Below are 25,980 nucleotides of genomic sequence, written 5' to 3'. Positions count from 1 at the left end.
TTTTTCCTTTTGGATCCATGCAGAGAGTTATTCCATTGATCTCTGTCAGGACATTATTCTTTAAATCAGTCACCAAATGGTCACTTCCATTTTCGTAGGCTACCTATATATAGCCTTTTCTTTTTTGCTTGCAAAAAGCCTTGTGATCACAGCACTTTTTTAACGTAAAAAGCGTTTTTATATGATTCAGCCAACGACAAAAGTGTCCCCAACAAATATCCCTGTCTATATCTAATGCCGTCTGTGATGTTGAAAAGAAATCTCCCCCACACGTAGCTTTTTTTACACAGCTTTGCAATTTCATTGCCAGATTTGCTTTTCTTCCTTTAAGTGCAAATATGATATCACTCATAGTAAACTGCCCTTCTCCTGAAAAAAAAACATCACTTGAGCCAAATTTTTCCAAATTTAAATACAATACGTTATTTCCTCTGCCGGCACACTGCATCGCACATGCTGCTGCCATACTGGACGTTCCTGTTCCTCCAGCCGGAGACATAAATGCAATAACATTACTTCCTCCTAAATTTAAATGAGATTCTGAAACACTTTGTGAATTTTCTGAATAAATACTTAATATCTGCTTATAGATCAAATCGACTTTCTGAAATTTACAGATTGCCGGATAGCCTTTTACACTTTCTATCCCCATTGAGTCCACCAGATATGCCAAGTTACATTTTGAAGGAAACATTTTTAATTGCATTTCTATTTGCTCATCTACTAAAATCATATCAACTCGGTTTGACTGCAAAAATTCTATTGCCCTGTTCATAACCGTAAATGCGTGTATCTCTACCTGTTCTGTATAACGGGTATTAAATACATTTGTAATTTTTTCTAAGTATCCCGTATCTTGTTCTATAATTGCTACCCTAATTCTCATAAAGCCTCCCAAATAACAATTGATATTTGTATTTTCATGAATTTCGACCTATCATCCAATACGTGTCATCATTTGTGGTCACATTATTTTCATACTTTTTATAGTATTTTTATATATCTCTTCCTATAATTATGCCGTTACGCCTATCATTTTCTGTTAACGGGCGTTTTGTGGTGTTTTTCAAGAACAAAATACTGATAACAAAGGATGTTAAATTATGTCAGATTTCTCACAACTACTTTCCTGTCATATCCACAGTAAGGATATTAAGACCTATGCATTAGCACAATACTGTGGACTTGACCGGTCAAATATGTACAAAATCATTAACGGAAAAAGGAAACCGTCTTCACGGGAGCTGGTCTTAAAGATATGCAAATTTATGCAGCTTTCCCATGCCGAACAAAAGGAAATGGAACAGGCTTATGAGATCACTCTGATTGGGCATGACACTTACTATCGCAGAAAAGCTGTCATTGATTTTTTTAATAATTTCCGTTTGTCTAAACTGAATCTGCCGGTTTTATCCGAACTTAATACGGAAATATTATTTGAAAAAGGATCTGTTACGCTGAATACCATGGCAGAAGTGAACCGTTCGCTTCTGTATATTATTTCTTTGGAAGCAAAAAAATCCAACGGCACGATCGACCTTCTCGTACAGCCGGACTGCGATTTTTTGATGAATATTCTTGCTGCTGAGAATTATGACTGCTCACAGACTACGATCCGTCATATCATCTGTCTCAATAACAGTACCTCAGAATCCAGCACCTATCCAAACTATAATCTGCACTGTCTGGAAAAGATTCTTCCGTTGTATAGTAACGTGGATAAATATAACTGCTTTTATTATTATGACCATATTGATTCTAAATGCAGTAAATTTACTTTATTTCCTTATGTCATCATTACCAGTCAGTTTGCCTGTCTGCTGACAGGAGATATGACACAGGGGATTCTGACAAACGCCCCGGAGTCTTTAACTTTATTTAAGGATATCTTCAATCAGTATCTGTCCATGGCATCACCGTTGCTGCGTCCGATCAATGATGTAACCGAGCAGATCAGCTATCTGAATAATATAAGCCATGTTGTCCGTTCAGGCTATTCTTTCCAGATGGTTCCATGCCTCACTCCTTATCTGACGCATGACATTTTGGACAAATATATTATTCAGGAACTTCCAAACCGTTCTGAATTTATTCAGGCAATGGACAATTATATTAAAGTATTTCTGTCCTCTTATATGACACCCGATAATATCACATACATTTTTTCTTTAAACGGGGTAAAGAAATTTTTAGACACTGGCAGAGTCAGTGAATATCCTTATGATATTTATCATCCTCTGGAGATGACCGACCGAATCCACCTGATTCGCAAACTGATGCTGAATCTTCCTATCCAGAATTACCGGGTGTTAAAGAAAGATATCGGGCATTTGGATAATGAGATTTTTCTTCAGGTCACCCAGCCGATGGGATATATTATGTTCTCAACTCCACAGGATCACCGTCTGATCTATCTGGATATTGAAGAACCCGGACTTTTATATACTTTCTGGGATTTCTGTGAAACTTTGGATGATGCCTTATTCTATACGACAACTGAAGCTATAGAAATACTGCGTGATTTAATTGAACAATACAAAGAACTTAGATAAATATTTTACATATTTCCCCTCTTTCCGCACATCCTATTCCTGACTATTTTTATTTTTCAGGAGGTTTATCATGGGAAACAATATGGATCTCGATTATGAAATGTTCTGCTACCAGTGTGAGCAGACAGCCAACGGCAAAGGCTGTACCCGTCTCGGTGTCTGCGGAAAGACACCGGAAATTGCCAATCTTCAGGATCTTCTTATCTATCAGGTCAAAGGCATCAGCTGCTATGGAAAAGTTCTCTCAGAGCTTGGACATCCAATTGAGAAAGCAGTGATCGCTTTTATTGAATCTGTACTTTTTACAACCCTGACCAATGTGAATTTTGATGCAGAAGTGCATGTGCAGCTTCTGCAGGAATCTCAAAAGATCAAAGACTCTCTGCGGGAAAAAGTGTCTGCTTCTGAAGGCAGTTCCAATCTTCATGACTCCGACTACTGCAGTTGTCATACTGCTCAGGCTCAGTACCGGCTTCCTTCTACAAAATCTGAAATGCTCCACGATGCCCCCATTGCCGGGATCATGTATGACAAGTCACTTGACCCCGATATCCGTTCGCTCCGGCAGACAATCCTCTATGGCTTAAAAGGGATCAGTGCCTATGGACATCAGGCACGGGAGCTTGGATATTGCAGCGATCAGGTCGATTCTTTTTATATTACCGCACTGGAATCACTGACCGATGACCGGCTCACAGTCGAAGAACTGATCCGCATGACAATGCGAACCGGTGAAGCTGCGATCGAAGTAATGAAAGTCTTAGATGAGGCAAATACTTCTGTCTACGGAAATCCATCCCCTCACACCGTCAATGTCCATATCCGGAAAGGACCGTTCATCATTGTATCCGGTCACGACCTGAAAGATCTGGAAATGCTGCTCCGGCAGACCGAGGGTACGGGAATCAATATTTATACTCACGGAGAAATGCTGCCGTCCCACGGTTATGAGGGGCTGAAAAAATATCCCCATCTCGTTGGAAATTTTGGTGGAGCATGGCAGGATCAGCAGAAGCAGTTTGATGGAATCCCCGGCTGTATTCTGATGACAACCAACTGTCTCATGCGTCCACGCGAATCTTACAAGGATCGTATCTACAGTACTAATGTTGTTGGATGGGAAGGTGTAAAATATATTCCGAAAAAGCCGGATGGAACAAAAGATTTCAGTGAGATCATCCGTCATGCACTGGAACTTGGCGGATTTACGCAGGATGTCGAGCCACACGAGATCATCGTCGGATTTGGTCATCATGCAACGCTCTCTTACGCCGACAAGATTGTTCAAGCTGTGGAAAGTGGAAAATTGCGACACTTTTTCCTGATCGGAGGATGTGACGGTGCCAGACCGGGAAGAAACTATTATACGGATTTTGCACAGCTTGTTCCAAAGAACTGTATGATCCTCACTCTTGCCTGTGGAAAATACCGCTTTAACAAAATGGATTTCGGGGAAGTGGCAGGACTGCCGCGACTTCTCGATATTGGACAATGTAATGATGTGTACTCAGCGATCCGCATCGCAACCACCCTCGCTGATGCATTTAACACGGATGTGAACGGACTTCCGTTATCTCTGATCATTTCCTGGTATGAACAGAAAGCCGTTGCCGATCTTCTCGCACTTTTAAGTCTGGGCATCCGTAATATTTATCTTGGACCGGAACTTCCTGCTTTCTTAAGTCCGAATGTACTTCAATATCTTGTCGATACATTCCACCTCAGAAAGATCACCAACCCGGAAGACGATATTAAAACCTGCCTTAAGCAGAATGTGCAGGCTTAAAGCACTCTGAAAAAGAAAAAACACCCTGCAGCGTTACGTCTGCAAGATGTCCTTTGAACTCCCCGAGTTGGGCTCGAACCAACAACCCCACGGTTAACAGCCGTGTGCTCTACCATTGAGCTATCGAGGAATATTCTTTTCGTTGATTTCTTATCAACGAAAGATATTTTATCACAATATACCTTCTTTTTCAATAGGTTTTCGTAATTTTTTAAAAAAATAAATCCGGGTTCATAATGAATCCGGATTCTTTAAAGTGGAGAATACGAGAGTCGAACTCGTGACCTCCTGCTTGCAAGGCAGGCGCTCTCCCAACTGAGCTAATCCCCCAAAGGCTTGTTCCTCAATCAGAACTTCTACAGAATATCATATGAGAACAAACCTGTCAACACTTTTTTTATTAAAATGCGAGCAGTCGGATCAAAAATGGATTATGCTCATATAAGAATTTCAGAAAAACACTTTTTTCAATCATTCCAAAGCAGGTATGTCCGACGGATGTGGAATACAGCAAAGTCAGTCCCAGGAAAATCAGCCATACAATCAGTAAAGCTGCGAGCAGTCCCAGAATACCTCCTGCCAGGTGATTTACAAATCCAAGCACCGGCAATTCTCCAATAATATTTACCGCAACCATCAATGCCTTGACTATAATGATCGCCAGCAAGAATGTAACCAGGAAAGCGGCTACCTTCAGCACCAGTCTTGAAATGTACGATGCCACATAGGATGGAAAACTTGTGACATCCAGTTCTTTATAGATTGTGCTGTTATTATTCTCCAGCAGCATATTTTTCAAAAATTCCGGTACCGGTGAATTTTCAATAATTTTAATCTGTTCATCTCTCGGGATCTCTCCTATAACGGAAAGGATGTCTTCTGCCGAAAGACCATATTTACTCCAGTCTGTTTCTCCAAGACTTTCAATCTGCTCCGGTGTCAGATTTTCAAGCGGTGTACCACTTAAATTCATTTTTGACAAATCGTCCGCAGAAATCTCCGGCATGAACATTTTTATACATTTTTTCTCGATCACATCATCAATCGGTGTATACTTCACCAGTGCATTCGATACATAGGGTGACAGAAACGTCACCAGAATCATAGTGATCAGGGTTGCAAAAAGAGAAAGTCCAAACTTCAAAAATCCCCTGATATATCCTACTGCAATGCAGATCAGAAAAATGCCTGCTACTACAATCAACAACCAATTATCCATACGCTCTCCTACTTCGTCAAATAAACGACTTTCAGTTCATTTGAACTCATCACATAGTACCTGTTCACTCCCACAGCCCGGAAGATTTCTTCTATATCCGCACTCATCCTGCCTTCAAATTTCAGGATTCCATTGATCTTATAAATACTGCACCGTCTTCCTTCATATAGAATGACCTCATCTCCATCAATCTTCCCGTGCTTATATTCGCCCGTAAACTCTTTACTGAAAATCAATTCACCCGATCGATTATAGACCCTCAGCTCATTTCCTGACTTTTCTTTATTTACGAGGATCATCCCGAAATATTGATCAGAATGGAAAACGCTCCTGATCTCCTGATCCAGCTTCACTTCTTTCAGCCGCTTTGGTGTATCTTTTCCGGAATAAATTTCAAAAGCATTATCGCCTACCGCAATCGACCGATCAGTCCCCATGAAGAATACATCCGCAAGCATCGTTCCCTCATACTGATCTGCCGTCACCCGGTTATCTGTCTTTTCTTTTCCGGTTGCTCCGAAATTATAATATCCGATTCTCGACTCTACAACTCCATTGTCCGTATAAAGATAGCAGACCGCCAGCATCATACCGTCATCTGTCATATCAAGGGCAACCGGATAGCCTGTCGTTCCAAGCGTGATCTGCTGCTCTACAAGAATATTGCCTGCCGCATCATAAGAAATGATCTGCGGAGAATTTTCATTTTTCAGGATTGCACTTACAATACCCTGATCCGAGATTGCAATCTTTTCAATCGGAAGTGTCGTTTCTATCTCACCTTTCAGTCCGTCTTTCGTGAATACCATAATACTATTTCCGCCTCTGTCTGCCACGGCAAATGCATTCTCCTTTACTTCGATCATCGGCGTCTTGATCTGCGTCGGCTGGATCCACACTTCTTCATTCTTTTTATTCAGATAGACTACTCCATTCCGGTTATATCTTATGATTCCTTTTGCAAACTGTACATAATTGCTTGTATCTGAAATTTCCTTCGTATAACTTGCCGCTTCTCTCGCTGTTCCATACGTCTTATTATCCAACAGCAGATAAGTTCCACAGATTGCCAGTACTGCCAGTATCAAAATGGAAACTGCACCTTCCCATTTTTTCCAGCGTACCTTTCTTTCAGCTTTCTTAAGCTGCTTTGGATTTTCCGGTGGTTCTACGACCTTCAGATACGGAATTTTTCTTTGTGCCATAGGTTTTCCCCTTATCATCGGTTTTCTTCAATCAGGGATTGCTCCAATCCCGGTTGGGATAAGTATAACACGTCTTTAAGGCAATAGCAATTTCTGCCCGATGTAAATCAGATTGCCATTTGATAATCCGTTCATCCTGCAGATTGCATCGATATGCGTGACATCTCCATACATTTTTTTACTGATGATCGCCAGTGTATCGCCCTTTTCTACCACGTAAACGCCATCACTTCCATTTGTTGATGATGATGGTACGGCAGATGCTTCAACTACTTCATCTGACTGACTGTTCTTTGCCTGACTGCTGTTGGCCGAAGCAGTTCCATCTGTGCCATTTTTTGATGTACCATCATCTCCTTCTGCTTTTTTATCGGATGCACTGTTGCTTTTTTCTGTATCTGTATTTTTATTGGCTGCACTGTCAGTTTTTCCCTGATCTGCATCATCACCGGCTGTGCTGTTCTCATTTTCTGCACCTGTATTTTCATCTGCTGTACCATCCTCCGAACCGTCTGCCTGTCCACCATTTGGATCATTGCCTTCATTGCTACTTCCAGAATTATCAGAATCTTTCACCGTGTTAATTGTTCCTGCCACCTCTTCTATCTGGTTCTGAGCTTTTCTGATCTTATTAAAATTGTTCAGCATGGCAACTCCCATGATCACAAGCACCAGCACAAGTCCCACACTCATCGCATAAACAAAATTTCCCTGATGCTTTTGCCGGGTTCGTCTTCCCTGCTTTCTAGCCAGATCACGAAAGTTCTGTGCAGCCTTGTCTTCCACAACTTCCGTCTGCACCGCCCCATTTTTTTTTCGACTCGAGATCATATAATCCTGCATACACGGATTTTTTTCATAATACGTGTAATGCCCTCCGATCTCCATTAAATCATTCATTTTATGTACATAATACGTTTCTTCTTTTTCCTGTGGATCACAGATGATAAAGACTGTATTCTTTTTCGGAAATGATTTCTTATGCAGTTTTACCGTAGAATTTCCCGGTGCTTTTTCCGCATCATCTCTCACCACAAACCAGCCGATCAGTTCCCCCTCTTCAAAAAACTGTTTACATTCTTCATATGCCCGTTTCCACGTTTCATCATCAATCAGATATTCCATCCCAGATACCCTGAGTTCCTGCATCTGGATCGCACCATAAATATAGACATAATCTTCACCTTCGTATGTTTGAAAATCTCCGATCAAGAATGCACCCAATGGCTTTTGTGGGTCGTTTCTGTATTTATCTGATAACTGTGCAAAAAAAGTATCTACATAATCTTCTACATAAATTTTCGGACTGTCACTCACATTTCCAATCTGACGGACATTTTTCGGTATTTGTCTCTCCATTTATTTTCACCTTCCTGACATTACTGATTCATTGATTTACATTTCCCGGCGTTACAGAAAGAATAACATATTGATTCAGAGAGATTTTAGCAGTTACTGTCAAATGCGTTCGACATTTTGTCTGCCTGCACAATCTTTCGTTATTCTTTTGATTTTTCATTCTTATTTCTTAAAAATCCGAAACTAAATCGTCACAATTATGTGCTAGAATAAATTTAGAGATGTTAGGATCAAAAGGGTTGAAACCACGTGTGCTTGCACACTGGTGGTAGAATGACCTTGAGCCCCGCCCCGATATGAGCATAAAAGTGGGGCGTAAGCACCATGATATGCGAATAGCGGGTAGGATTGTGGGAGTGCGTAGCACGAAACAATCCGTTGGCATTATTGTTGGGGGCTTTTGACCCCAACATCAATTTAAAATGTAAGGAAAAGTACTTCTCTGCATTTTCAATAATTTTAATGGAGTGATGATGATGAGATTATTTAAAAAATATATTTCCGTTCATAAGCCTGCAACGATTATTTATGATGAAACTTTCTATCAGATACTCAGAGAGACTGCCCGGCATCCGATTGTCCTGCGAATGAAGCTTTATCCCCACCACGGAACAACGAATTGCTATATTCACTGCCTCCATGTTGCTTATTTTAACTATAAGTGGTGTAAGGCACTTGGACTTGATTATGAATCTGCCACCCGTGCCGGTATGATCCACGATCTCTTTTTATATGACTGGCATACCCATGCAAAAGAGACCGGAGAATATTTCCACGGACTGACCCATGCACGGCGGGCTCTTAGAAATGCACAAAGGCATTTTCATCTCAACTCAACAGAAATGGATATCATCCAGAACCATATGTGGCCGGTTACGCTGCTTCATATTCCACATACAAAAGAAGGCTGGATCATTACTCTGACTGATAAATATTGTGGACTCCTGGAAACCTTACGGTTATTGTAAGCAGTTCCTTTGATCTGTTTTCGATCAAAATATTATGCCAAAAGCTCTCTGCAATCCTGTCGGAGGATAGATCCGACAGTGGATTCATCCCTGTCTAATATAGAAAAGGGATATGGAACAACACTCTTTCCATATCCCTGCATCATGATTGACAAATCTTATTCAGATTTTGGTCATTATTTGTTCAGTTCTCGTAACCGTTCCAGTTCCTTCCTTAACCGTTCATTTTCCTTTTCTGCCGCATCCGCTCTTTTTTTCTCTATCTCAGTCTCCCTTTTTTCCGCTGCAAGATCCGCTTCTGCCTTTTTCCTTATATCCGCCAGCTCTTCTTCCAGCTCATCGATCATCAGCTTGACCGTATTCCTGTCCATGATCTCCAGTTCCTCTGAAAACATCTCCATCATCCTTTCACCGTTCCTGCAGATCTGATAAAATTCCTTATAAATTCTCCGAAAATCCGGGTTATCCCGGCACAGTTCCAGGATCATTTCCGGGTCATCCTCACATAAAAATATAAGCCATTTGTCCAGCCTGCTCCATTCTTTCCTGTCTTTATTTTGGATGATGCTACGAAAAATGTCAAGGCAAATGAAGGTATATTCCTGCAGCAGATCCAGCTCCAGCCCCGTATCACTTTTCTGACGGAACCGGTGAATCGCAACCTTCTCTGAAAACCGGTGGAAATCTCCCCGACTCTTCTCAAATAGCACGATTGTATACACTCGCCTGATATTTCGGTAGGCAAAGGTATCTCCCAGTTCTTCCCGGACTCGTTTATACTGCCGGAGCAGCAGATCTGCGGAATAGCAGGCACTCCTCTCGCCCGGAAATCCGTATCCGATCTTCTGTACTTCCACATTCGCAATACTGCCATCCTCAAACTGGATCACGATATCCATCACCAGCAGCGAACTTTCCGCTGCGATCCGTCCTGACTCATTAGGCAGGACTTTCAGAATCTTCACTTTCCGCCCCAGCACTTCTGACAGGAAGTCACTGAGCCGTTCCGGTCTTGTATCCGGGTTCATGATGGCTTTAAAAAAGGGATCATAAAGCATTTTAATTCCCCGGACTCCACTACAGATCTCCAGGTATTCCTGCTGATAGGATTCTTTCCAGCCCCGGTACTGTGACCAAAGCTCCGGCTTTTCCCGGATTTCCTCCAAAATCTCTTCCTGAGTCCGTATCATTGGAAAATAATTCTGTAACTGATTTTTCATAGGCATTTCCTCTCTCGTATTTTTTCTTCTTTTATCCCCGGGATTTTACATTGGATCTTTTATCTTTGTTTCAGATATGACCGACGCCGTCATTTTTATTTTACATTGCAATCTTTTCTTGGATTGCTGCTTTGATCAAAAGCAATAGACCAGTTTCTGAATCCAGAATCTCCTTTTGAATCGGAGTAGTTACAGAATAATCGGGTACACCCAAAAATGCAAGGTGTTTCTTGTTCATAACTGAAGTTTTTTGTTGATAAACTATGGATATCTTCTTTACTTCATTTACAGAACAAACTTTTTCTTTAAAGAATGACTATCTTCTCGCATAAAAAAAGAAGCAATGTACTTCCAGTTTCTATACATTGCTTCTCTTCTTATTATACTGCTGTTTTCTTTTTTTAACAGAGTTGATTATTTAATCATTTTATCCACAGGTTTTCCCTGTAAATACAACTTTTTTCACAGGAATCTTTTGAAATCCACCTGCTTATTCACAGGCAAACGCTTTGATCTTTGCATAAATACTGTCTGTATCCAGTCCATACTTCTTCAGAAGTTCCAAAGCCGGACCGGACTCACCGAACGTATCATTGATTCCGATCTTCATCACCCTGGTCGGTGCTTTCTCAGAAAGTACATCACATACTGCACTTCCCAGTCCGCCGATCACGGAATGTTCCTCTACTGTTACGACCCTGCCGGTCTCTTTTGCTGCTGCTACGACCAGCTCCTCATCCAGTGGTTTGATGGTATGGATATTGATGACTTTCGCATCAATCCCGTCAGCCGCCAGCTTCTCTGCTGCTTCCAGGCAGTTGCTGACCGGAAGTCCTGTTGCAATGATCGTCAGGTCTTTTCCTTCTCTCAGGACAACCCCTTTTCCCAGTTCAAACTGATAATCCGGTCTGTCATTGATGACCGGCACTGCCAGACGTCCGAATCTCATATAGACCGGTCCCTGATGTTCATAAGCTGCCTGTACGGCTGCCCTTGCCTCTACATCATCGGAAGGATTGATCACGACCATTCCCGGAATGGTCCGCATCAGGGCGATATCCTCGTTGCACTGATGGGTTGCACCATCTTCCCCGACGGAGATCCCTGCATGGGTAGCTCCGATCTTCACATTCAGGTGCGGATATCCGACGGAGTTTCTGATCTGCTCAAAGGCACGTCCTGCCGCGAACATGGCAAAGGAACTTGCAAACGGCACTTTTCCCGCTGCTGCCAGTCCGGCTGCCACACCGATCATGTTGCTCTCTGCGATTCCGCAGTCAATGAACCGTTCCGGGTGGGCTTTCTTGAAAGTTCCTGTCTTAGTCGCTGCTGCCAGGTCTGCATCCAGTACAACGACCTCCGGATGCTCCGTTCCAAGCTGGGCTAATGCATTTCCGTAACTGTCTCTCGTTGCGATCTTCTTTACTTCTGACATAATGCTTCACCTGCTTTCTCTAATTCTTCCATTGCCACCTTGTATTCCTCATCGTTCGGGGCTTTTCCATGCCATCCGACCTGGTTCTCCATAAAGGAAACTCCCTTTCCTTTGACCGTCTTTGCAATGATGGCGGTCGGCTGCCCTTTCACCGTCTTCGCTTCTTTGAATGCGGCGTCGATCTGATCAAAGTCATTTCCGTCAATCTTGATCACATGGAAGTTAAATGCTTCAAACTTCTTGTCGATCGGATACGGCGAGTTGACTTCCTCGATCGTACCGTCGATCTGAAGATTGTTATTATCTACAATCACAACCAGGTTGTCCAGCTTATGGCTGGCTGCCAGCATGGATGCCTCCCACACCTGGCCTTCCTGGATCTCACCATCTCCGAGAAGTGTATACACTCTGTAGTCTGCGTCATCCATTTTTCCTGCGATCGCCATTCCAACTGCCGCTGAGATTCCCTGTCCCAGAGAACCGGAAGACATATCCACGCCCGGAATGTGTTTCATATCCGGGTGTCCCTGCAGGTAAGATCCTACATGACGCAGCGTCAGCAGGTCCTCTTTCGGGAAATAGCCCCGCTCTGCCAGTGCCGAGTAAAGCCCCGGTGCAGTATGTCCTTTGGAAAGCACGAACCGGTCACGGTCTGCCTTCTTCGGCTCTTTCGGGTCGATCCTCAGTTCTTCAAAATAAAGGTACGTAAAAATGTCTGCTGCTGAGAGAGAACCGCCCGGATGTCCGGCTTTGGCACTGTGTACCGATGATACGATGCCCTTGCGGATCTCGTTTGCAGTCTTCATAAGCTTTAACTTATCCATGATATCTCCTTCTTATAATGTCAATTCTTTCTATCATTAACCATGTATTGTCTGATGTTTTCATTTACTCCCCGAACACAGCCAGGTAATCCTGCTTAAATTTCTCAATTCCTGCATCCGTCAGCGGATGATGCGTCATCTGCTCGATCACCTTATATGGCACCGTCGCAATATCTGCCCCTGCCAATGCACACTCTGTCACGTGGATCGGATTCCGCACACTGGCTGCGATGATCTCTGTCTCAATTCCTGCCACATCGAACATCTCAGCAATCTCTGCTACCAGGTCGATCCCTTTTGTAGAAATATCATCCAGTCTTCCAAGGAATGGGGATACATAGGATGCCCCGGCTCTTGCCGCAAGCAGTGCCTGGTTTGCCGTAAAGATCAGGGTCACATTCGTCTTGATCCCTTCTGATGAAAGAACTTTCACTGCTTTGAGTCCCTCCACAGTCATCGGGATCTTAACGACCATGTTCTTATGGATCTTTGCGATCTCACGACCTTCCCTGATCATGGACTCTGCATCCGTTGTCGTTGCCCTGACCTCTCCGCTGATCGGTCCGTCCACGATGGAGGCGATCTCTGCGATCACTTTCTCAAAGACTCTTCCTTCCTTTGCGATCAGGGACGGGTTGGTCGTAACTCCGCAGATCACTCCCATATCATTTGCTTTTTTGATATCCTCTACATTTGCCGTGTCGATAAAAAACTTCATTTTGTTCCTCCTTGATTTTTGAATCCCTTTTTATGTCTCGATTATAAAAGCTTCTTTTTCTATGGTCAACAGCCCGAAAATTTATTTATCCGATTCGTAAATCCTGCCTTATCCAAATCATTTCAGAACATTTATCTTTCATTATACATGGATTGATTTTATATTTTATTACTAATAATGCAATGATTTTTTATTAGATGCTCATCCAACCTGTTAATGACCATCTCCGGGGTTTTTACAGTTCTGTTCTTCCATCTAATGCCCGAAGCAGCGTCACTTCGTCAATATATTCCAGATCTCCACCGACCGGAACACCGCTTGCGATCCTGCTCACTTTGATTCCCGCAGGCTTGATCAGCTTACTGATATACATTGCCGTAGTCTCACCCTCGACACTGGAGTTGGTAGCAATGATCACTTCATCCACATCCCCCTGAAGCCGCTGCATCAGTTCTTTCAGGCGGATATCCCCTGGACCAATTCCCAGCATCGGGGAAATAGCACCATGCAGAACATGATAAACTCCATTATATTTTCCGGTCTTTTCATACGCTGCCAGATCCCGTGGTGTCTCAACTACCATGATCGTCTTCTTATCACGGTCAGGATTACTGCAGATCGGACATACATCCTGATCTGTCAATGTGCAGCACTCTTTACAGTAACGCACATTTTTCCTTGCATCCACGATTGCATTTGCAAGTCCTTCCACCTGATCAAGCGGCATATTGATCACATGAAATGCCAGCCGCTGTGCCGATTTGCTCCCAATTCCCGGAAGACGGGAAAATTCTTCAATCAGCCGGCTGATCTGATGACTGTAATAATCCATTAAAACATCCCCGGCATTCCACCACCAAGACCACCTGTCAGTTTTGACATTGCAGCACCTGACTCTTCTTCAACCTGACGCAGAGCTTCGTTCGTCGCTGCCACGATCAGGTCTTCCAGCATCTCAATATCATCCGGATCAACTACCTCTTCCGCCAGTTTTACCTTCGTAACTTCTCTTTTACCGGTCACAGTCACCTCTACTGCACCGCCTCCTGCAGTTGCAGTAAATTCTTTTGTCTCAAGCTCTTTCTGCTGTTCTTCCATCTGACGCTGCATTCTCTGAGCCTGCTTCATAAGATTTGCCATATTTCCCGGCATTCCGCCACCGGGAAATCCTCCACGCTTAGCCATATTTAATCCTCCACTGTAATCTTCATATTAATTTTCTTTTCTATGTCCACAAATGTATCCTCAAAGTGTCTGCCTTCTTCTACATGCCGTACCTCGACTGACACCTTTTTCTCAATCTTCTTCTCGATCAGATCCTCCAGTTCTGCAACATGATCTTCACGTCCGACCACGCTGGCTGAAAGACTGTCCGGAAGCACGATCATCAGACGGTTATCTCCTCCAAGACTCAGTCTTGCTTTCTTCAGATAACCTCTGAGCATTCCTGAAGCCTCATCTGCAATTGCACGGAAATTTTTCACAACTTCCTGCACATCCTCCGGGATTGCATTTGGCAGTTCCGGTTTTGGAAGACGGTCTGCCCGGCTGTTCTCACCGGCATCACGATTGACATAAACAACCCGTTCTGCCACACCAGCACCCTGTTCCACCTTCTCTTCCACGGCACGGATCCGGTCAAGCAAAGTATCCTGATTTGTCTCCATCGCAGGAACACATAACTTGATCAATGCAACTTCCAGTAAAACTCTCTTCTGCGTTGCATATTTCATCTGACCCGAAAGCTCTGAAAATACTCTGATATAACGAAGCAGCATATCCAGTTCGATCATATCTGATTCTTCCTTAAGCTGCATCATATTTTCTGTGGATACATCCAACACGTCCTCTATATTATCAGATGTTTTCACCAAAAGCAAATTCCGCAGATACCATGTGAAATCCCCGACCAACTGGGTAAGTTCTCTTCCCTGCATGACCAGCTCTTCCACAATATCGAGAACTGCTGCCACATTCCTTCCGATCACATTTCTCAAAAGCTTGCTAAATACATCCGTATCCACCGCCCCAAGTACCTCCAGCACATGATCGTAAGTCAGCTTCTGTCCAAGATAAAATGCAATACACTGATCCAAAAGGCTCAACGCATCACGCATCGAACCATCTGCCGCCTTCGCAATATACCGCAGTGCCTTATCCTCCACCTCGATCTGCTCGGTATCCATCAGTTCCTGCATCCTCGCAGTGATCGTTTCAATGCTGATCCTTTTAAAATCATAATGCTGACATCTTGAAAGGATCGTGATCGGAATCTTATGCACTTCCGTTGTTGCCAGAATAAAAATAACATATTCCGGTGGCTCTTCCAGTGTCTTCAGAAGTGCATTGAAAGCTCCGATCGAAAGCATATGCACCTCATCAATAATATAAACTTTGTACTTTCCTTCTGTCGGACGATACGTCACCTCTTCCCGGATCTCACGGATATTGTCCACACCGTTATTCGATGCTGCATCAATCTCGATCACATTCATTGAAGTGCCTGCTGCAATGGATTTACACATCGCACATTCCCCACAGGGACTTCCATTCACTGGATGCTCACAGTTCACAGCTTTTGCAAATATTTTTGCAACCGTTGTCTTTCCTGTCCCACGCGTCCCACAGAATAAATACGCATGCCCGATACGGTTCGCCTTGATCTGATTCTGCAATGTTGTAACTATATGCTCCTGTCCTTTTACGTCCTCAAATTCTGCCGGACGGAATTTTCTGTATAGTGCCGTATATGACATGTATTACACCTCTTGTAATTTATTATCTGGAGATTTATTTATCGCCAAAACTGATGCCGATCGTTCTTGCCTCCTGAATCAGTCCACACTGCGGATCAACATATTTCAGCTTTCCTGCCACCTCTTCCAGTGGAACTTTCACCGTCTCGCCATTCCGCATGGCAACCATATAGCCATACTCTTCATTCAAGATCAGCTCTGCTGCTTTTGCTCCGACTCTTGTTGCAAACACACGGTCATATGCACACGGAGATCCACCTCTCTGAGTATGTCCCGGAACGGTGATACGCACCTCTTTATCCGTCTCTTTCTGGATCTGCTCTGCCAGCTCATAAGCAATCGAAGGATATTTTCTTTTTGCGAGCTTCTCCTTATACTCTTTCTTTTTCAGCTTTGCATCTTCCTTTGAAATTGCACCTTCTGCAACTGCAAGGATCGTAAATGGCTTGCCTGCTTTTGTACGTCCGTCGATTACCTTCGTGATCGCCTTAATATCATAAGGGATCTCCGGAAGAAGAATGATGTCTGCCCCACCCGCAATTCCTGCATGTAATGTCACATGTCCTACCTTATGCCCCATTACTTCAATGATGAATACACGGCTGTGGGAAGTGGCTGTTGTATGAATCCGATCAATCGTATCGGTTGCAATATCCACTGCACTCTGAAATCCAAATGTCATATCCGTTCCCCAGAGATCGTTGTCGATCGTCTTCGGAAGTGTCACAACATTCAATCCCTCTTCACGCAGCAGATTGGCAGTCTTATGCGTTCCATTTCCGCCCAGTACCACAAGACAGTTCAGGTTCAGCTTGTGGTATGTATGCTTCATCGCCTCTACCTTATCAAGCCCGTCCTTGTCCGGCACACGCATCAGCTTAAACGGCTGTCTGGAGGTTCCGAGGATTGTACCTCCTCTTGTCAGGATTCCTGAAAAATCCCTAGAAGTCAGCATGCTGAAATCCGCATAGATCAGTCCCTTATATCCATCCTTAAATCCATAAATCTCAACATCCTCTCTCTTAGAACAAAGTCCTTTCACAACTCCACGCATCGCCGCATTCAGAGCCTGACAATCTCCACCGCTTGTCAACATTCCTATTCTTAACATTCATGCATCCTCCTTCATTGCTGATTTCGCACTTTCATATGATCCGCTTTATTCTTCCCGGGCATTCTTTTCATGGATATTTTCTTCATGCATTTTTTCTTCATTCATTTTTCCTTCATGCACTTTTCCTTTAGCAGCATTCCCATTCAGCTCTGCAACATCCCTGCAGTGTATCATGCCCTTTTAACAGAATAAATCAGGCAGCCGGATTTCCCAACTGCCTATTATTATAACCTATTTGCAAATGTGCCACAAGAACCAACCTCGATTGCATTGATTTTAAACCATCTTGTATCCATACAGACAAAACGCCGAGAAACTGCCTGCATGATTTTCTACAGCTTTTTACGGGATTGCATTGTCACCTCTATGCAAGAAATTCTTCCAGTATCTGTCGGATCGCCTCCTCCCTTAATGCAGGTTTGTCTTCCTCATTCAGCCGTTCCTTCAGAACTTCCCTCACAGCCTGCCTTGCTTCTGCTTTCGCCGCCGCATTCGCTCCCGTTCCTGCTATGGAATCTGTCTTTTTGACTGACTCTGATCCTGTTTCTCCTGATTCTCTGCCGTATCCTGTACCTGATTCCATTTGCGGCTCAACTCGCCGTGGTTCACCTTCAATATTGATTGGAAGTTCCACCGGTTCCTCACGCTGCTTTCGGAACAATTTTCTGTTCTGAACCTTTTTCTCCCGCTCCTTCACATCCGGCTTTGCAGCTACAGTCTCCTCCTTTTTTACCGGCTGCTCCGCTGCCCCATAATTTGCCGATGCGATCACATTCAGTTCCTCTTTTTCTGTTACCCTTTGTCTTCGCTGACGGACTGCACAGGTATTGTCCAGATAATCGATCATGTACATTTTTACCCCCTGGATTTTATACGGCTCATCTGACATCCGCCGGATGACTTCCAATAAGATCATCTCCGCTGCTCCGACAGCTATATATTGATAAACGGATTCTACTGCTCCGTAATAAAGGTAATCAGCCGACGCTCCTGACAACGCCAATATCCCAGAAAACCATACCGTCAGAATCTCTATCTGTCTCCATGTATGGATCTTAAAGAGAAAGCCTCTGTATTCATATATGTATTTTTCTACAAAGGCATCTGTATTTTCTACCGTGTCATGTACCATGCACGCATGTTCATATTTTGCTTTCACAAGCTTTATCAGTCGGTGTGTACTCTTGGACATTGTTCCTGCTGCCCGGATCAATCGGTTCAGCGTTACCTGATTTACAAGTTTTGCAATCACTCCCAGTATGCCCATCGCTGCCATCAGATATCGAATGACATTCGTATTCGCTATTACTTCTCCTATCATAGCCAACCCTCCTAATTTTTCCCACTTTCCATAACCCACAGAGTTCACAGATGCACGGTCATGTACGATTGGGTTTGTGCATATTATAGCCTAACTTTTCATGCCTGTCCTGCAAAAACGTTCTACAAGTTTCTACACTTCCATGCGAAAAAATGCCAAAAAAAAGCACCTGCCAGTTCAGCGGCACGTACCATAAAAATCAGCTTTGATGATTGATCTGTATACATTCTCAGGTTCAGATTCTTCCTTCATATTTCTTTCCCGAAAATGTCGGTTTAAAGAGAATACACCCGAAAAATAATACACGATTGTATTTTATTTTTTTATTTGCTATAATTCAGATGATGTCAGGGGCAAAAGGTCTGAAACCACGTGTGCTTGCACACTGGTGGTAGAATGACCTTGAGACCCGCCCCGATATGAGCATAAAAGTGGGGCGTAAGCACCATGATATGCGAATAGCGGGTAGGATTGTGGGAGTGCGTAGCACGAAACAATCCGTTGGCATCATTGTTGGGGGCCTTTGACCCCAACATCATTCAGATGATTGGAGGTAAAAAAGATGGATTATAAGACAAAGGGAGTCTGTTCCCAGCAGATTCATTTTGAAATTGAAGATAATAAAATCCACAACGTTTCTTTTGTTGGTGGATGTAATGGAAACCTTCAGGGAATTTCCCATCTGGTTGAAGGAATGGATGTAGATGAAGCAATTTCCAGACTGGAAGGTATCCAATGTGGATTCAAGACTACTTCCTGTCCTGATCAGCTTGCAAAAGCATTGAAAGAAGCGGTTAATAAGTAACGAATTAATACTTTCTTTTTTTCGACAGGAAAGAGCACCCTACTGTATCTCTCTTGTATTATTTATTTTTTTCCTCGCCCTTTCCTGTCTTTTCCCTAGTCCTTCTTTCGCTCCCTTGAGCTCTGAAAGCAGTCGCTATGTCCTGTACTGGAAATCTTGTGGTGTTTCCTAATTAAAGAACGGTTCTCATACTCTAAAAATTTATTTTTTGTTAATAGTTAATGAGTTAAATGTACATCGCAAAGCGGCTGCTTTAAGAACTCAAGAAATCACTTAGGATTTCCTGATATTCTTTTGTTGCTTATAAATAAATAGAATAGTTATAGTTATGGCACTTTGATACCGTCTGTATATGAATAAGTTTCCTCTACAGGGTCATCACCTTTTCTCACAATATGACTTGCATGCACTCTGTAATAGTATCCTCTTTCCACTGTAACAGATTTAGTTGCATAGACGAAATAGTCATTTTCTTTCGTTTCCATAAACCAGTCAATCTGTCCCCAGTCATCGCTGTCTTCTTCACATTGATCCACTCTTACAATCACTGCAAGTTTATCTACCTCATGGTTCGCTGTTGTTGATCCATAGCAGTATACTCTTGAGATTCCTGCTTTGGAAATGGAACACTCACCGGTCATCAGATGTTCTCCACGAGCTATGGAATCTTTTGTCCTTCCTGTAGAGGTATCATCTGTGGTAAGTACGGAACCATCAACTATCTTTTCATTTTCCTGAGCGTTGACTGCAACGGATGAAGTTCCCAAGATACATCCAGCCATTATCAGACTGCTCATTACTGATAAAATTCTTTTTTTCATGTTCTTTTCCTTGCCCTTCTGTATATATAAACAACTGAACTCGGAAAAACTTACGCGTTTTTTAGAAAAAAATTAAATTTTTTAAAATTTTATCAAATTCTGCCCTTTCCATAGTTCCCATGAGCTGATAATGCACGTCATACCGTTCAAATTTAGCTACATATCTTAACCTTCCTGTAGATTCTGTCTGATATACTTTTACCTCTATCGTAATATCTCCACAAGTTTCCGTATACTTATCAACCTCGTTATCTACTTCCTTCTGTCCAAAAGATGAATCATCGTCATTTAAATACATTGAATATCTGACAACTTCATCTCTATACTCATAAAAAAGTGTCGCCTGCCGTTGCTGTTCATCAACTGTATAACGACTTAATCTCATATCTTGCGGATAATATCCTAATCTTACAAGATAATCCCCAAAAGTCTTAGTTAATTCCTTATATGCAGCATCTTCATCAACATCTTTTGTCTTCTTTGAATCCATATCTTCTACATTAATGATATTAGAACTTTCATCCCCATTAATTCGTTCCCACAACACTTTCACATAGGATTTACTTCCTACACTGGTCATAACACTGCCACAAATCAAAATGATAATTGCAGCAATCGCCCCGATCACATATGTCCGCTTCTTCTTACGATAGACTACTTTCTTCAATCTCTTATCGTATTCATATTCTTGTATCTTATTGAACAGGGCAGTCTCCATATCCTCGGATACAGTCATTTCCTCAATTTCTTTATTCTCCTTTACCTTTTTCTCTATTTCTTCTGCCTCTCTGTTAATTCCATCTTCCAATGACAATTTTTTCAGATTCTTCATTTCTTACACCTTTTCTGTCTCTTTGTAGACGTGCAGACTTCTTTCTTCTTGTCCACCGTCACACCTTCTTTTTATCTTGACATTTTTTCAAATAAGATTAATATGAAAATAGTCTAAATTCAATAATTGGGAGGTTATCCATAATGAAGCGAATCATTCTGACCGGTGGTGGTACAGCCGGACATGTCACTCCAAATATCGCCCTTCTTCCTCGTCTTAAGGAACTCGGGTACGATATCCAATATATTGGTTCTTATACGGGAATCGAAAAGGAACTTATTGAACCTTTCGGTATCCCTTATCACGGAATCTCTTCGGGAAAATTACGACGCTATTTCAGCGTACAGAATTTTACTGATCCATTCCGTGTACTTAAAGGCTTTCGTGAAGCCCATAAACTGATCAGACAGTTAAAGCCTGATGTTATCTTCTCCAAAGGAGGATTTGTATCTGTTCCCGTTGTACTTGCCGGGAAACGCTGCAAAGTACCGGTTATCATTCATGAGTCTGATATGACGCCGGGTCTTGCTAATAAAATTGCTATTCCTTCAGCAGCCAAAGTCTGCTGTAATTTTCCTGAGACGCTCAAATCTCTTCCAGAAGGTAAGGCAGTCCTTACAGGTTCTCCGATTCGTCAGGAACTTCTGTCTGGAAATAAGATTGCAGCAATGGATATGTGCCACTTCACATCCGACAAACCGGTTATCCTCGTTATCGGTGGAAGTCTCGGAGCTGTAGCAGTAAATAATGCTGTACGTGAAGCACTGCCTGAGCTTTTAAAAGACTTTCAGATCATTCATCTTTGTGGTAAAGGCAAGATGGATGAATCCTTAAAGGATGTTGAAGGCTACTGTCAGTTTGAATACATCAAAAATGAACTCCGCAATCTGTTCGCACTCGCTGATATCGTTATATCACGAGCCGGAGCAAATGCGATCTGTGAACTGCTTGCACTTCATAAGCCAAACCTTCTTATCCCGCTGTCTGCCAATGCAAGCCGCGGTGATCAGATCCTCAATGCACGTTCTTTTGAACGTCAGGGATTCAGTCTGGTTCTTGAAGAAGAACAGCTTACAAAAGAAACTCTTCTGAATGCTGTAAAAACTCTGTATGAAAACCGTACTACTTTCATAAATTCCATGAAGAACTCCGGTCAGCAGGATTCCATCGGTACGATCATCAAGCTGATTGAAGAAGTTTCTTAATTTTACTCTGTTCCAATCCACCGGGAAGTCTTAAAGTATCTTTATCAGTCTTCCCGGTTCATTTCTTCATATTCGACTTTATAATTTTTCTTTATCCAGTTCTTTGCTCTATGTAGCAGACTGTGCAGTGTTCTCAGATTGACACCCATCAGTTCTGCCACTTTCACCTGAGGCATATCCATATAGTAAACAAGAACCATTGCTTCATACCATCGTGGATTCTTTTTATACATTTCCTCACTGATCTTCTTATGAAGTACGTTCCGTTTTCTTTTCAGTTCATCTTCCAGATATTCATCCTCTGTGCTTTTTGTACCTGGTTCTGGCACAGCACTCTCATCATCATCCATCGCCAATACTTCCCACTTTGCCTTTTTCTTATAGTTTAATGCCATATTTTTCGCAGTGGTATACAGCCATGAAGGGATATTCTCTTTCTTCATGCTGTCGTATCCTATATACAATTTCAGAAAAGTCTCTTGTGTAATGTCCTCTGCTGCCTCTCGATTGCCTGAATAAGTATATGCCGTTCTCAGGATGAGATTTTTATAATTCTCATAACTCTCGTTAAATTCACGATTTCCTGTTAACATATCTTCTCCGGTATCATTTCAATTTTTCTAAGATCTCATTTTTATCTGCTTCTGACAGTTCACCCATATGCCATCCGAGTCCCACATTGTCATTCTTATATCTCGGGATCATATGCATATGAAAATGGAACACCGTCTGACCTGCTGCTTCTTCATTATTCTGGACAATATTATATCCATCACAATTCAGTACATCTGTCAGCTTCGTAATCATCTTCTTAGCCAGAAGAATTGCCTTTGATGCTACCTCATCATCAATATCATATAAATTACGATAGTGATTCTTTGGAAGAATCAGGGCATGTCCTTTTGATGCCGGTCCTAAATCCAGTATTACTCTGAAATCATCATCTTCATAAAGTGTGGCGGAAGGAATCTCGCCTGCTGCTATTTTACAAAAAATACAATTCTCATCTCTCATTTATTTCATCCTCTTTCTCGTCGGTATTCACAAGTAGTATAGACTATTTTTTACCAAAAGAGAAGTGATTTTTTCTCACACACAGACTTATTTTTTCGGTCGAAAAAGGTCGAACGATTTTTCTTGCATTTTCAATTATCCAATGTTAGAATAGTCCGTCAGAAATCTTTATTTCTGATTATTTTTAGAAAGTGAGGGACTTACTCATGCTTACCAATATAGATATCAACAAGATGAACCACTTACTGGAAACGAATGAAGATGCCCGTCAGATCATTACCCAGCTTCTGAAAAATCATCAGGAAGCTGTCTCCCTGATCTCTCACGAAATACGAAATCCACTTACTTTAATTTCTTCCTCTCTACAGATAATGGAACTGGAACATCCTGAAGTAAAAGAATTTTTCAACTGGAAGCAGACCATGGATGATGTTGATTTTATGTGCAGTTTACTAAATGAACTTTCTGATTACAACAATGGAAATACACTTCATCTTTCTGTCTTTTCCATCGAACAGTTATTAAAAAATATTGCAGTCTCCTTTGCAATTTCACTTGAATCAGAACAGTCTGTACATCCCATTGAATTTACCTCCCGCATCATGCCTGATATGGGGAGTTTCACCGGTGACAAGATTAAACTGGAAGAAGTTATTTTAAATCTTCTCCGCAATGCCAAGGATGCGGTTATGGAACAGTCTTACCGAAAGATCCGGCTCACTGCCGACCGCATAGATGACCGGATCGTGATCCGCTGTAAAGATAACGGGTGCGGTATTCCAGAAGATCTTCAGAAAACGATCTTTGAACCTTTCATCACTCACAAACCCGGTGGAACAGGACTGGGACTTGCCGTTTCAAAAAGAATTATTGAAGCCCATAAAGGGACGCTCTCTTTTGAGTCCAAAAAAGGCCCTGGAACAACCTTTACTGTCTCCCTCCCGATCTAAATTTTCTATAAGTCATCGCCTGCTGACTGCCGAATCCACTCGGCTGTATAAGCAGGCTTTTTCTTTTTACGATACAGAATCAGTGCCAGGATAAATCCGCAGACCAGACCGCCTATATGAGCAAGATTATCAACACCGGTACTGGTCATTCCGCAATAGAGACCAAGAAGGACCATCAGCATCATACCTTTTCCTGAAAGATCACCCAGCCTTCCTCTGTTGGCAATCACAACATACAGTAATGCTCCCATCAATCCAAAAATCGCACCGGATGCTCCTGCCGATACACTCTGCTCTTCATGCATAACGTTCCATGCAAAAGACAGACCGCTGCCTCCAAGTCCACTGATAAAATAAATCAACAGATATTTTACTTTTCCGATTACCGGTTCTAACTGCCATCCTAAAGCTCCCAGCATGACCATATTATTCAGCAGATGCTGGATTCCAAAATGCAGGAACATACAAGTAAAAAAGCGGTAATATTCCTGATTCTCCAATATCATCGGTTCATACATTGCTCCATGATGAAGCATAAAATATCCATTCTCAGTATCCCCCAGTAAACTTAATACCATAAAGACTGCGATATTCACTATAATCAGTCCGACAGTACAGACTGCCTTCGGTTTTTTTCTCATATTTATGCCTCTTTTCACCTGACTTTTTTACATTATAGGCAGGTTTCTGAAAAGTTGTCCACATTTTCTTCGAGAAATTCACATTTCAGTTTTATTTTCTGCCTCTGTGAGCAGATCATCCCAATCCCCCCAGTATCCACTTTTTATCTTCTTTCCAAATTTTTTTAAAAATCCATACTTCTTTTTTTCGCATACCATCTCCTGCTTTTGGGGATGTTCCAACGGAAATAATTCTTCTTCACCTTCCTCATTTACAAAAATATCCAGTTTCTGTTCTGTTCTTTTTTCCGGCAGAGAGATTTCACCTGCTTCTTCTCTGTATTTTTTTAGAATCTCTTTCAGATCATAGATATTCTTCATCGTCTCTTTATGGAGCATACAGGTCAAAAATACAGTTTCTATATCTTTGTAATCGATTTTTTTCACAAAAAATTCTGTCAGTCCATGATATGCCTCACAAAAACTTTGATATTCAATCGGCAAATAACAAAAATTGTATTCTCCTCTGATCTTAAAAATGCATTGTGGCATCAGCAAGATCCTGTTGGGATCAAGAAGATACTCTTTCACTTTTTCTCCAAGTGAAAGTAACTGCTCCGTTAATTCCAGAATTTCCTTTTTTTCCATCGCCTCCATCCGATATCGTTCTTCCAATGATGCACCATTCAAAGTCTTATAAGTATACCGACTGCCCTCTTCACGCCCTGTCACCGACAATTCCAGCAGTCCTCTGATCCGATTATTCTGAAGCATCTGAAGCTGGTAATCTTCTTTCTGTAAACTGGGAACATCCACATGAATACAGGATGCATCCCACCGATCCTCAGTCTGTATATTCAATTGCTTCTGTGACTTTATTTTATCCATCTGATCTTCTCCTCCGGATTTACGATTACTGCCCGTTGCCTGACTTCCAGTTCAAATCTTCCTTTCTGTACCATTGCAGTCACCTGAATCTTGTTATCTGTCCGGGTGATCGCCACTGATGGATTTGTCATAAGAATCAGTTTTCCCGAAGTTCTCTCTTCAAAAAATTCTTTCAGATTTTCCTCCTCTGCTCCATGTCTCCGCTCCAGTTCAGCTCCCAGAACTGCCGTTTCTGCGGCTGCTCCATTTAAGACTGCCCTGTCATAGAAGTAAAAGACTGTATGGATGATTAGAACAAACATCAACAGAATCAGTGGCATAATATAAGACATCTCAACAACCGTACTCCCTGATACATATCCCATTGA

Annotated in this window: 28 protein-coding genes and 2 tRNA genes; 6 read left to right on the top strand and 24 right to left on the bottom strand. The window is 42.2% G+C overall.

Annotation, left to right across the window (positions count from 1 at the left end):
* Positions 1-103 precede the first annotated feature (103 nt).
* Positions 104-886: a P-loop NTPase family protein gene (locus NQ541_RS00230; protein WP_005608547.1), complete on the bottom strand. Its 783-nt coding sequence runs from the start codon at positions 884-886 to the stop codon at positions 104-106.
* A 217-nt stretch (positions 887-1,103) separates the two neighbouring features.
* Here NQ541_RS00230 and NQ541_RS00225 point away from each other — a divergent pair, with 217 nt between their 5' ends.
* Complete coding sequence (locus tag NQ541_RS00225; protein WP_044939796.1) at positions 1,104-2,552, top strand: helix-turn-helix domain-containing protein; 1,449 nt, start codon at positions 1,104-1,106, stop codon at positions 2,550-2,552.
* A 70-nt stretch (positions 2,553-2,622) separates the two neighbouring features.
* Entirely contained in the window at positions 2,623-4,338 is a 1,716-nt protein-coding gene (gene hcp, locus NQ541_RS00220) for a hydroxylamine reductase (RefSeq protein ID WP_005608544.1), read from the top strand.
* A 58-nt stretch (positions 4,339-4,396) separates the two neighbouring features.
* On the opposite strand, the gene NQ541_RS00215 is transcribed toward hcp, so the two are convergent.
* The 6 genes from NQ541_RS00215 to NQ541_RS13025 form a co-directional block, all read right to left on the bottom strand.
* Positions 4,397-4,468, bottom strand: a tRNA-Asn gene (locus NQ541_RS00215).
* Between the two features lie 127 nt (positions 4,469-4,595).
* Positions 4,596-4,668, bottom strand: a tRNA-Ala gene (locus NQ541_RS00210).
* 70 nt (positions 4,669-4,738) lie between these two features.
* On the bottom strand, positions 4,739-5,557 hold the full coding sequence (locus NQ541_RS00205; RefSeq protein ID WP_005608542.1) for a CvpA family protein: 819 nt from the start codon (positions 5,555-5,557) through the stop codon (positions 4,739-4,741).
* Between the two features lie 8 nt (positions 5,558-5,565).
* Positions 5,566-6,762, bottom strand: a complete 1,197-nt coding sequence (locus NQ541_RS00200; protein WP_023921367.1) for a DUF5711 family protein — start codon at positions 6,760-6,762, stop codon at positions 5,566-5,568.
* Between the two features lie 75 nt (positions 6,763-6,837).
* Entirely contained in the window at positions 6,838-8,121 is a 1,284-nt protein-coding gene (locus NQ541_RS00195; protein ID WP_005608539.1) for a LysM peptidoglycan-binding domain-containing protein, read from the bottom strand.
* Between the two features lie 230 nt (positions 8,122-8,351).
* Positions 8,352-8,534, bottom strand: coding sequence for a hypothetical protein (locus NQ541_RS13025; protein WP_081442901.1), 183 nt, complete (start codon positions 8,532-8,534; stop codon positions 8,352-8,354).
* A gap of 57 nt (positions 8,535-8,591) precedes the next feature.
* On the opposite strand from NQ541_RS13025, the gene NQ541_RS00185 reads away from it, so the two are divergent.
* Positions 8,592-9,089 carry an HD domain-containing protein gene (locus tag NQ541_RS00185; RefSeq protein ID WP_005608536.1) on the top strand — a complete coding sequence of 166 codons (498 nt, stop codon included), beginning with the start codon at positions 8,592-8,594 and terminating at the stop codon, positions 9,087-9,089.
* 176 nt (positions 9,090-9,265) lie between these two features.
* On the opposite strand, the gene NQ541_RS00180 is transcribed toward NQ541_RS00185, so the two are convergent.
* From NQ541_RS00180 to NQ541_RS13020, 10 genes are all read right to left on the bottom strand, one after another.
* Positions 9,266-10,309: a PD-(D/E)XK nuclease family transposase gene (locus NQ541_RS00180; protein ID WP_023921361.1), complete on the bottom strand. Its 1,044-nt coding sequence runs from the start codon at positions 10,307-10,309 to the stop codon at positions 9,266-9,268.
* A gap of 490 nt (positions 10,310-10,799) precedes the next feature.
* Entirely contained in the window at positions 10,800-11,744 is a 945-nt protein-coding gene (locus tag NQ541_RS00175) for a transketolase family protein (RefSeq protein WP_005608530.1), read from the bottom strand.
* Positions 11,732-12,568, bottom strand: a complete 837-nt coding sequence (locus NQ541_RS00170; protein WP_005608528.1) for a transketolase — start codon at positions 12,566-12,568, stop codon at positions 11,732-11,734. The genes NQ541_RS00175 and NQ541_RS00170 overlap by 13 nt, the downstream gene beginning before the upstream one ends.
* 64 nt (positions 12,569-12,632) lie before the next feature.
* The gene (gene fsa, locus NQ541_RS00165; RefSeq protein ID WP_005608526.1) at positions 12,633-13,286 is read right to left on the bottom strand and encodes a fructose-6-phosphate aldolase; all 654 of its coding nucleotides are present in this window, start codon (positions 13,284-13,286) and stop codon (positions 12,633-12,635) included.
* A 235-nt stretch (positions 13,287-13,521) separates the two neighbouring features.
* Positions 13,522-14,118: a recombination mediator RecR gene (gene recR / locus NQ541_RS00160; protein ID WP_005608525.1), complete on the bottom strand. Its 597-nt coding sequence runs from the start codon at positions 14,116-14,118 to the stop codon at positions 13,522-13,524.
* Positions 14,118-14,471, bottom strand: coding sequence for a YbaB/EbfC family nucleoid-associated protein (locus NQ541_RS00155; RefSeq protein WP_005608523.1), 354 nt, complete (start codon positions 14,469-14,471; stop codon positions 14,118-14,120). Before NQ541_RS00155 ends, recR begins: the two co-directional genes overlap by 1 nt.
* 2 nt (positions 14,472-14,473) lie before the next feature.
* A complete protein-coding gene (dnaX, locus tag NQ541_RS00150; protein WP_005608521.1) occupies positions 14,474-16,042 on the bottom strand; it encodes a DNA polymerase III subunit gamma/tau in 1,569 nt (522 codons plus the stop codon).
* Between the two features lie 34 nt (positions 16,043-16,076).
* The gene (locus NQ541_RS00145) at positions 16,077-17,153 is read right to left on the bottom strand and encodes a 6-phosphofructokinase (RefSeq protein ID WP_005608519.1); all 1,077 of its coding nucleotides are present in this window, start codon (positions 17,151-17,153) and stop codon (positions 16,077-16,079) included.
* 367 nt (positions 17,154-17,520) lie between these two features.
* Positions 17,521-18,477 (bottom strand): hypothetical protein, encoded by a 957-nt coding sequence (locus NQ541_RS00140; RefSeq protein ID WP_023921352.1) that lies wholly within the window; start codon positions 18,475-18,477, stop codon positions 17,521-17,523.
* 347 nt (positions 18,478-18,824) lie between these two features.
* Positions 18,825-19,016 (bottom strand): hypothetical protein, encoded by a 192-nt coding sequence (locus NQ541_RS13020; RefSeq protein ID WP_081442900.1) that lies wholly within the window; start codon positions 19,014-19,016, stop codon positions 18,825-18,827.
* A 23-nt stretch (positions 19,017-19,039) separates the two neighbouring features.
* Here NQ541_RS13020 and NQ541_RS00130 point away from each other — a divergent pair, with 23 nt between their 5' ends.
* Positions 19,040-19,282, top strand: a complete 243-nt coding sequence (locus NQ541_RS00130; RefSeq protein WP_005608511.1) for a TIGR03905 family TSCPD domain-containing protein — start codon at positions 19,040-19,042, stop codon at positions 19,280-19,282.
* Positions 19,283-19,608: 326 nt separating this feature from the next.
* Here the strand turns inward: NQ541_RS00130 and NQ541_RS00125 are convergent, their stop codons facing one another.
* The gene (locus tag NQ541_RS00125) at positions 19,609-20,103 is read right to left on the bottom strand and encodes a DUF6147 family protein (protein WP_005608508.1); all 495 of its coding nucleotides are present in this window, start codon (positions 20,101-20,103) and stop codon (positions 19,609-19,611) included.
* A 61-nt stretch (positions 20,104-20,164) separates the two neighbouring features.
* Complete coding sequence (locus tag NQ541_RS00120; protein WP_005608506.1) at positions 20,165-20,935, bottom strand: DUF4367 domain-containing protein; 771 nt, start codon at positions 20,933-20,935, stop codon at positions 20,165-20,167.
* 143 nt (positions 20,936-21,078) lie between these two features.
* Here NQ541_RS00120 and NQ541_RS00115 point away from each other — a divergent pair, with 143 nt between their 5' ends.
* Complete coding sequence (locus NQ541_RS00115) at positions 21,079-22,140, top strand: undecaprenyldiphospho-muramoylpentapeptide beta-N-acetylglucosaminyltransferase (protein WP_005608505.1); 1,062 nt, start codon at positions 21,079-21,081, stop codon at positions 22,138-22,140.
* Positions 22,141-22,184: 44 nt separating this feature from the next.
* Here NQ541_RS00115 and NQ541_RS00110 read toward each other — a convergent pair whose 3' ends face one another.
* Positions 22,185-22,733 carry an RNA polymerase sigma factor gene (locus tag NQ541_RS00110; RefSeq protein WP_005608503.1) on the bottom strand — a complete coding sequence of 183 codons (549 nt, stop codon included), beginning with the start codon at positions 22,731-22,733 and terminating at the stop codon, positions 22,185-22,187.
* A gap of 13 nt (positions 22,734-22,746) precedes the next feature.
* Positions 22,747-23,154 (bottom strand): HIT family protein, encoded by a 408-nt coding sequence (locus NQ541_RS00105; RefSeq protein WP_005608500.1) that lies wholly within the window; start codon positions 23,152-23,154, stop codon positions 22,747-22,749.
* A 206-nt stretch (positions 23,155-23,360) separates the two neighbouring features.
* Here NQ541_RS00105 and NQ541_RS00100 point away from each other — a divergent pair, with 206 nt between their 5' ends.
* Entirely contained in the window at positions 23,361-24,104 is a 744-nt protein-coding gene (locus NQ541_RS00100; RefSeq protein ID WP_005608499.1) for a sensor histidine kinase, read from the top strand.
* Positions 24,105-24,109: 5 nt separating this feature from the next.
* Here NQ541_RS00100 and NQ541_RS00095 read toward each other — a convergent pair whose 3' ends face one another.
* From NQ541_RS00095 to NQ541_RS00085, 3 genes are all read right to left on the bottom strand, one after another.
* On the bottom strand, positions 24,110-24,745 hold the full coding sequence (locus NQ541_RS00095) for a rhomboid family intramembrane serine protease (protein WP_005608498.1): 636 nt from the start codon (positions 24,743-24,745) through the stop codon (positions 24,110-24,112).
* Positions 24,746-24,823: 78 nt separating this feature from the next.
* Positions 24,824-25,612 carry a DUF6382 domain-containing protein gene (locus NQ541_RS00090; RefSeq protein ID WP_005608497.1) on the bottom strand — a complete coding sequence of 263 codons (789 nt, stop codon included), beginning with the start codon at positions 25,610-25,612 and terminating at the stop codon, positions 24,824-24,826.
* Complete coding sequence (locus NQ541_RS00085; protein ID WP_005608496.1) at positions 25,600-25,977, bottom strand: TadE family protein; 378 nt, start codon at positions 25,975-25,977, stop codon at positions 25,600-25,602. The genes NQ541_RS00090 and NQ541_RS00085 overlap by 13 nt, the downstream gene beginning before the upstream one ends.
* Positions 25,978-25,980 lie beyond the last annotated feature (3 nt).

Origin of the sequence: [Ruminococcus] lactaris ATCC 29176 (genome assembly GCF_025152405.1) — a bacterium.
Classification (GTDB): domain Bacteria; phylum Bacillota; class Clostridia; order Lachnospirales; family Lachnospiraceae; genus Mediterraneibacter; species Mediterraneibacter lactaris.
The sequence above is the reverse complement of the archived record's forward strand: the minus strand, read 5'-3'. Positions and strand labels throughout refer to the sequence as shown.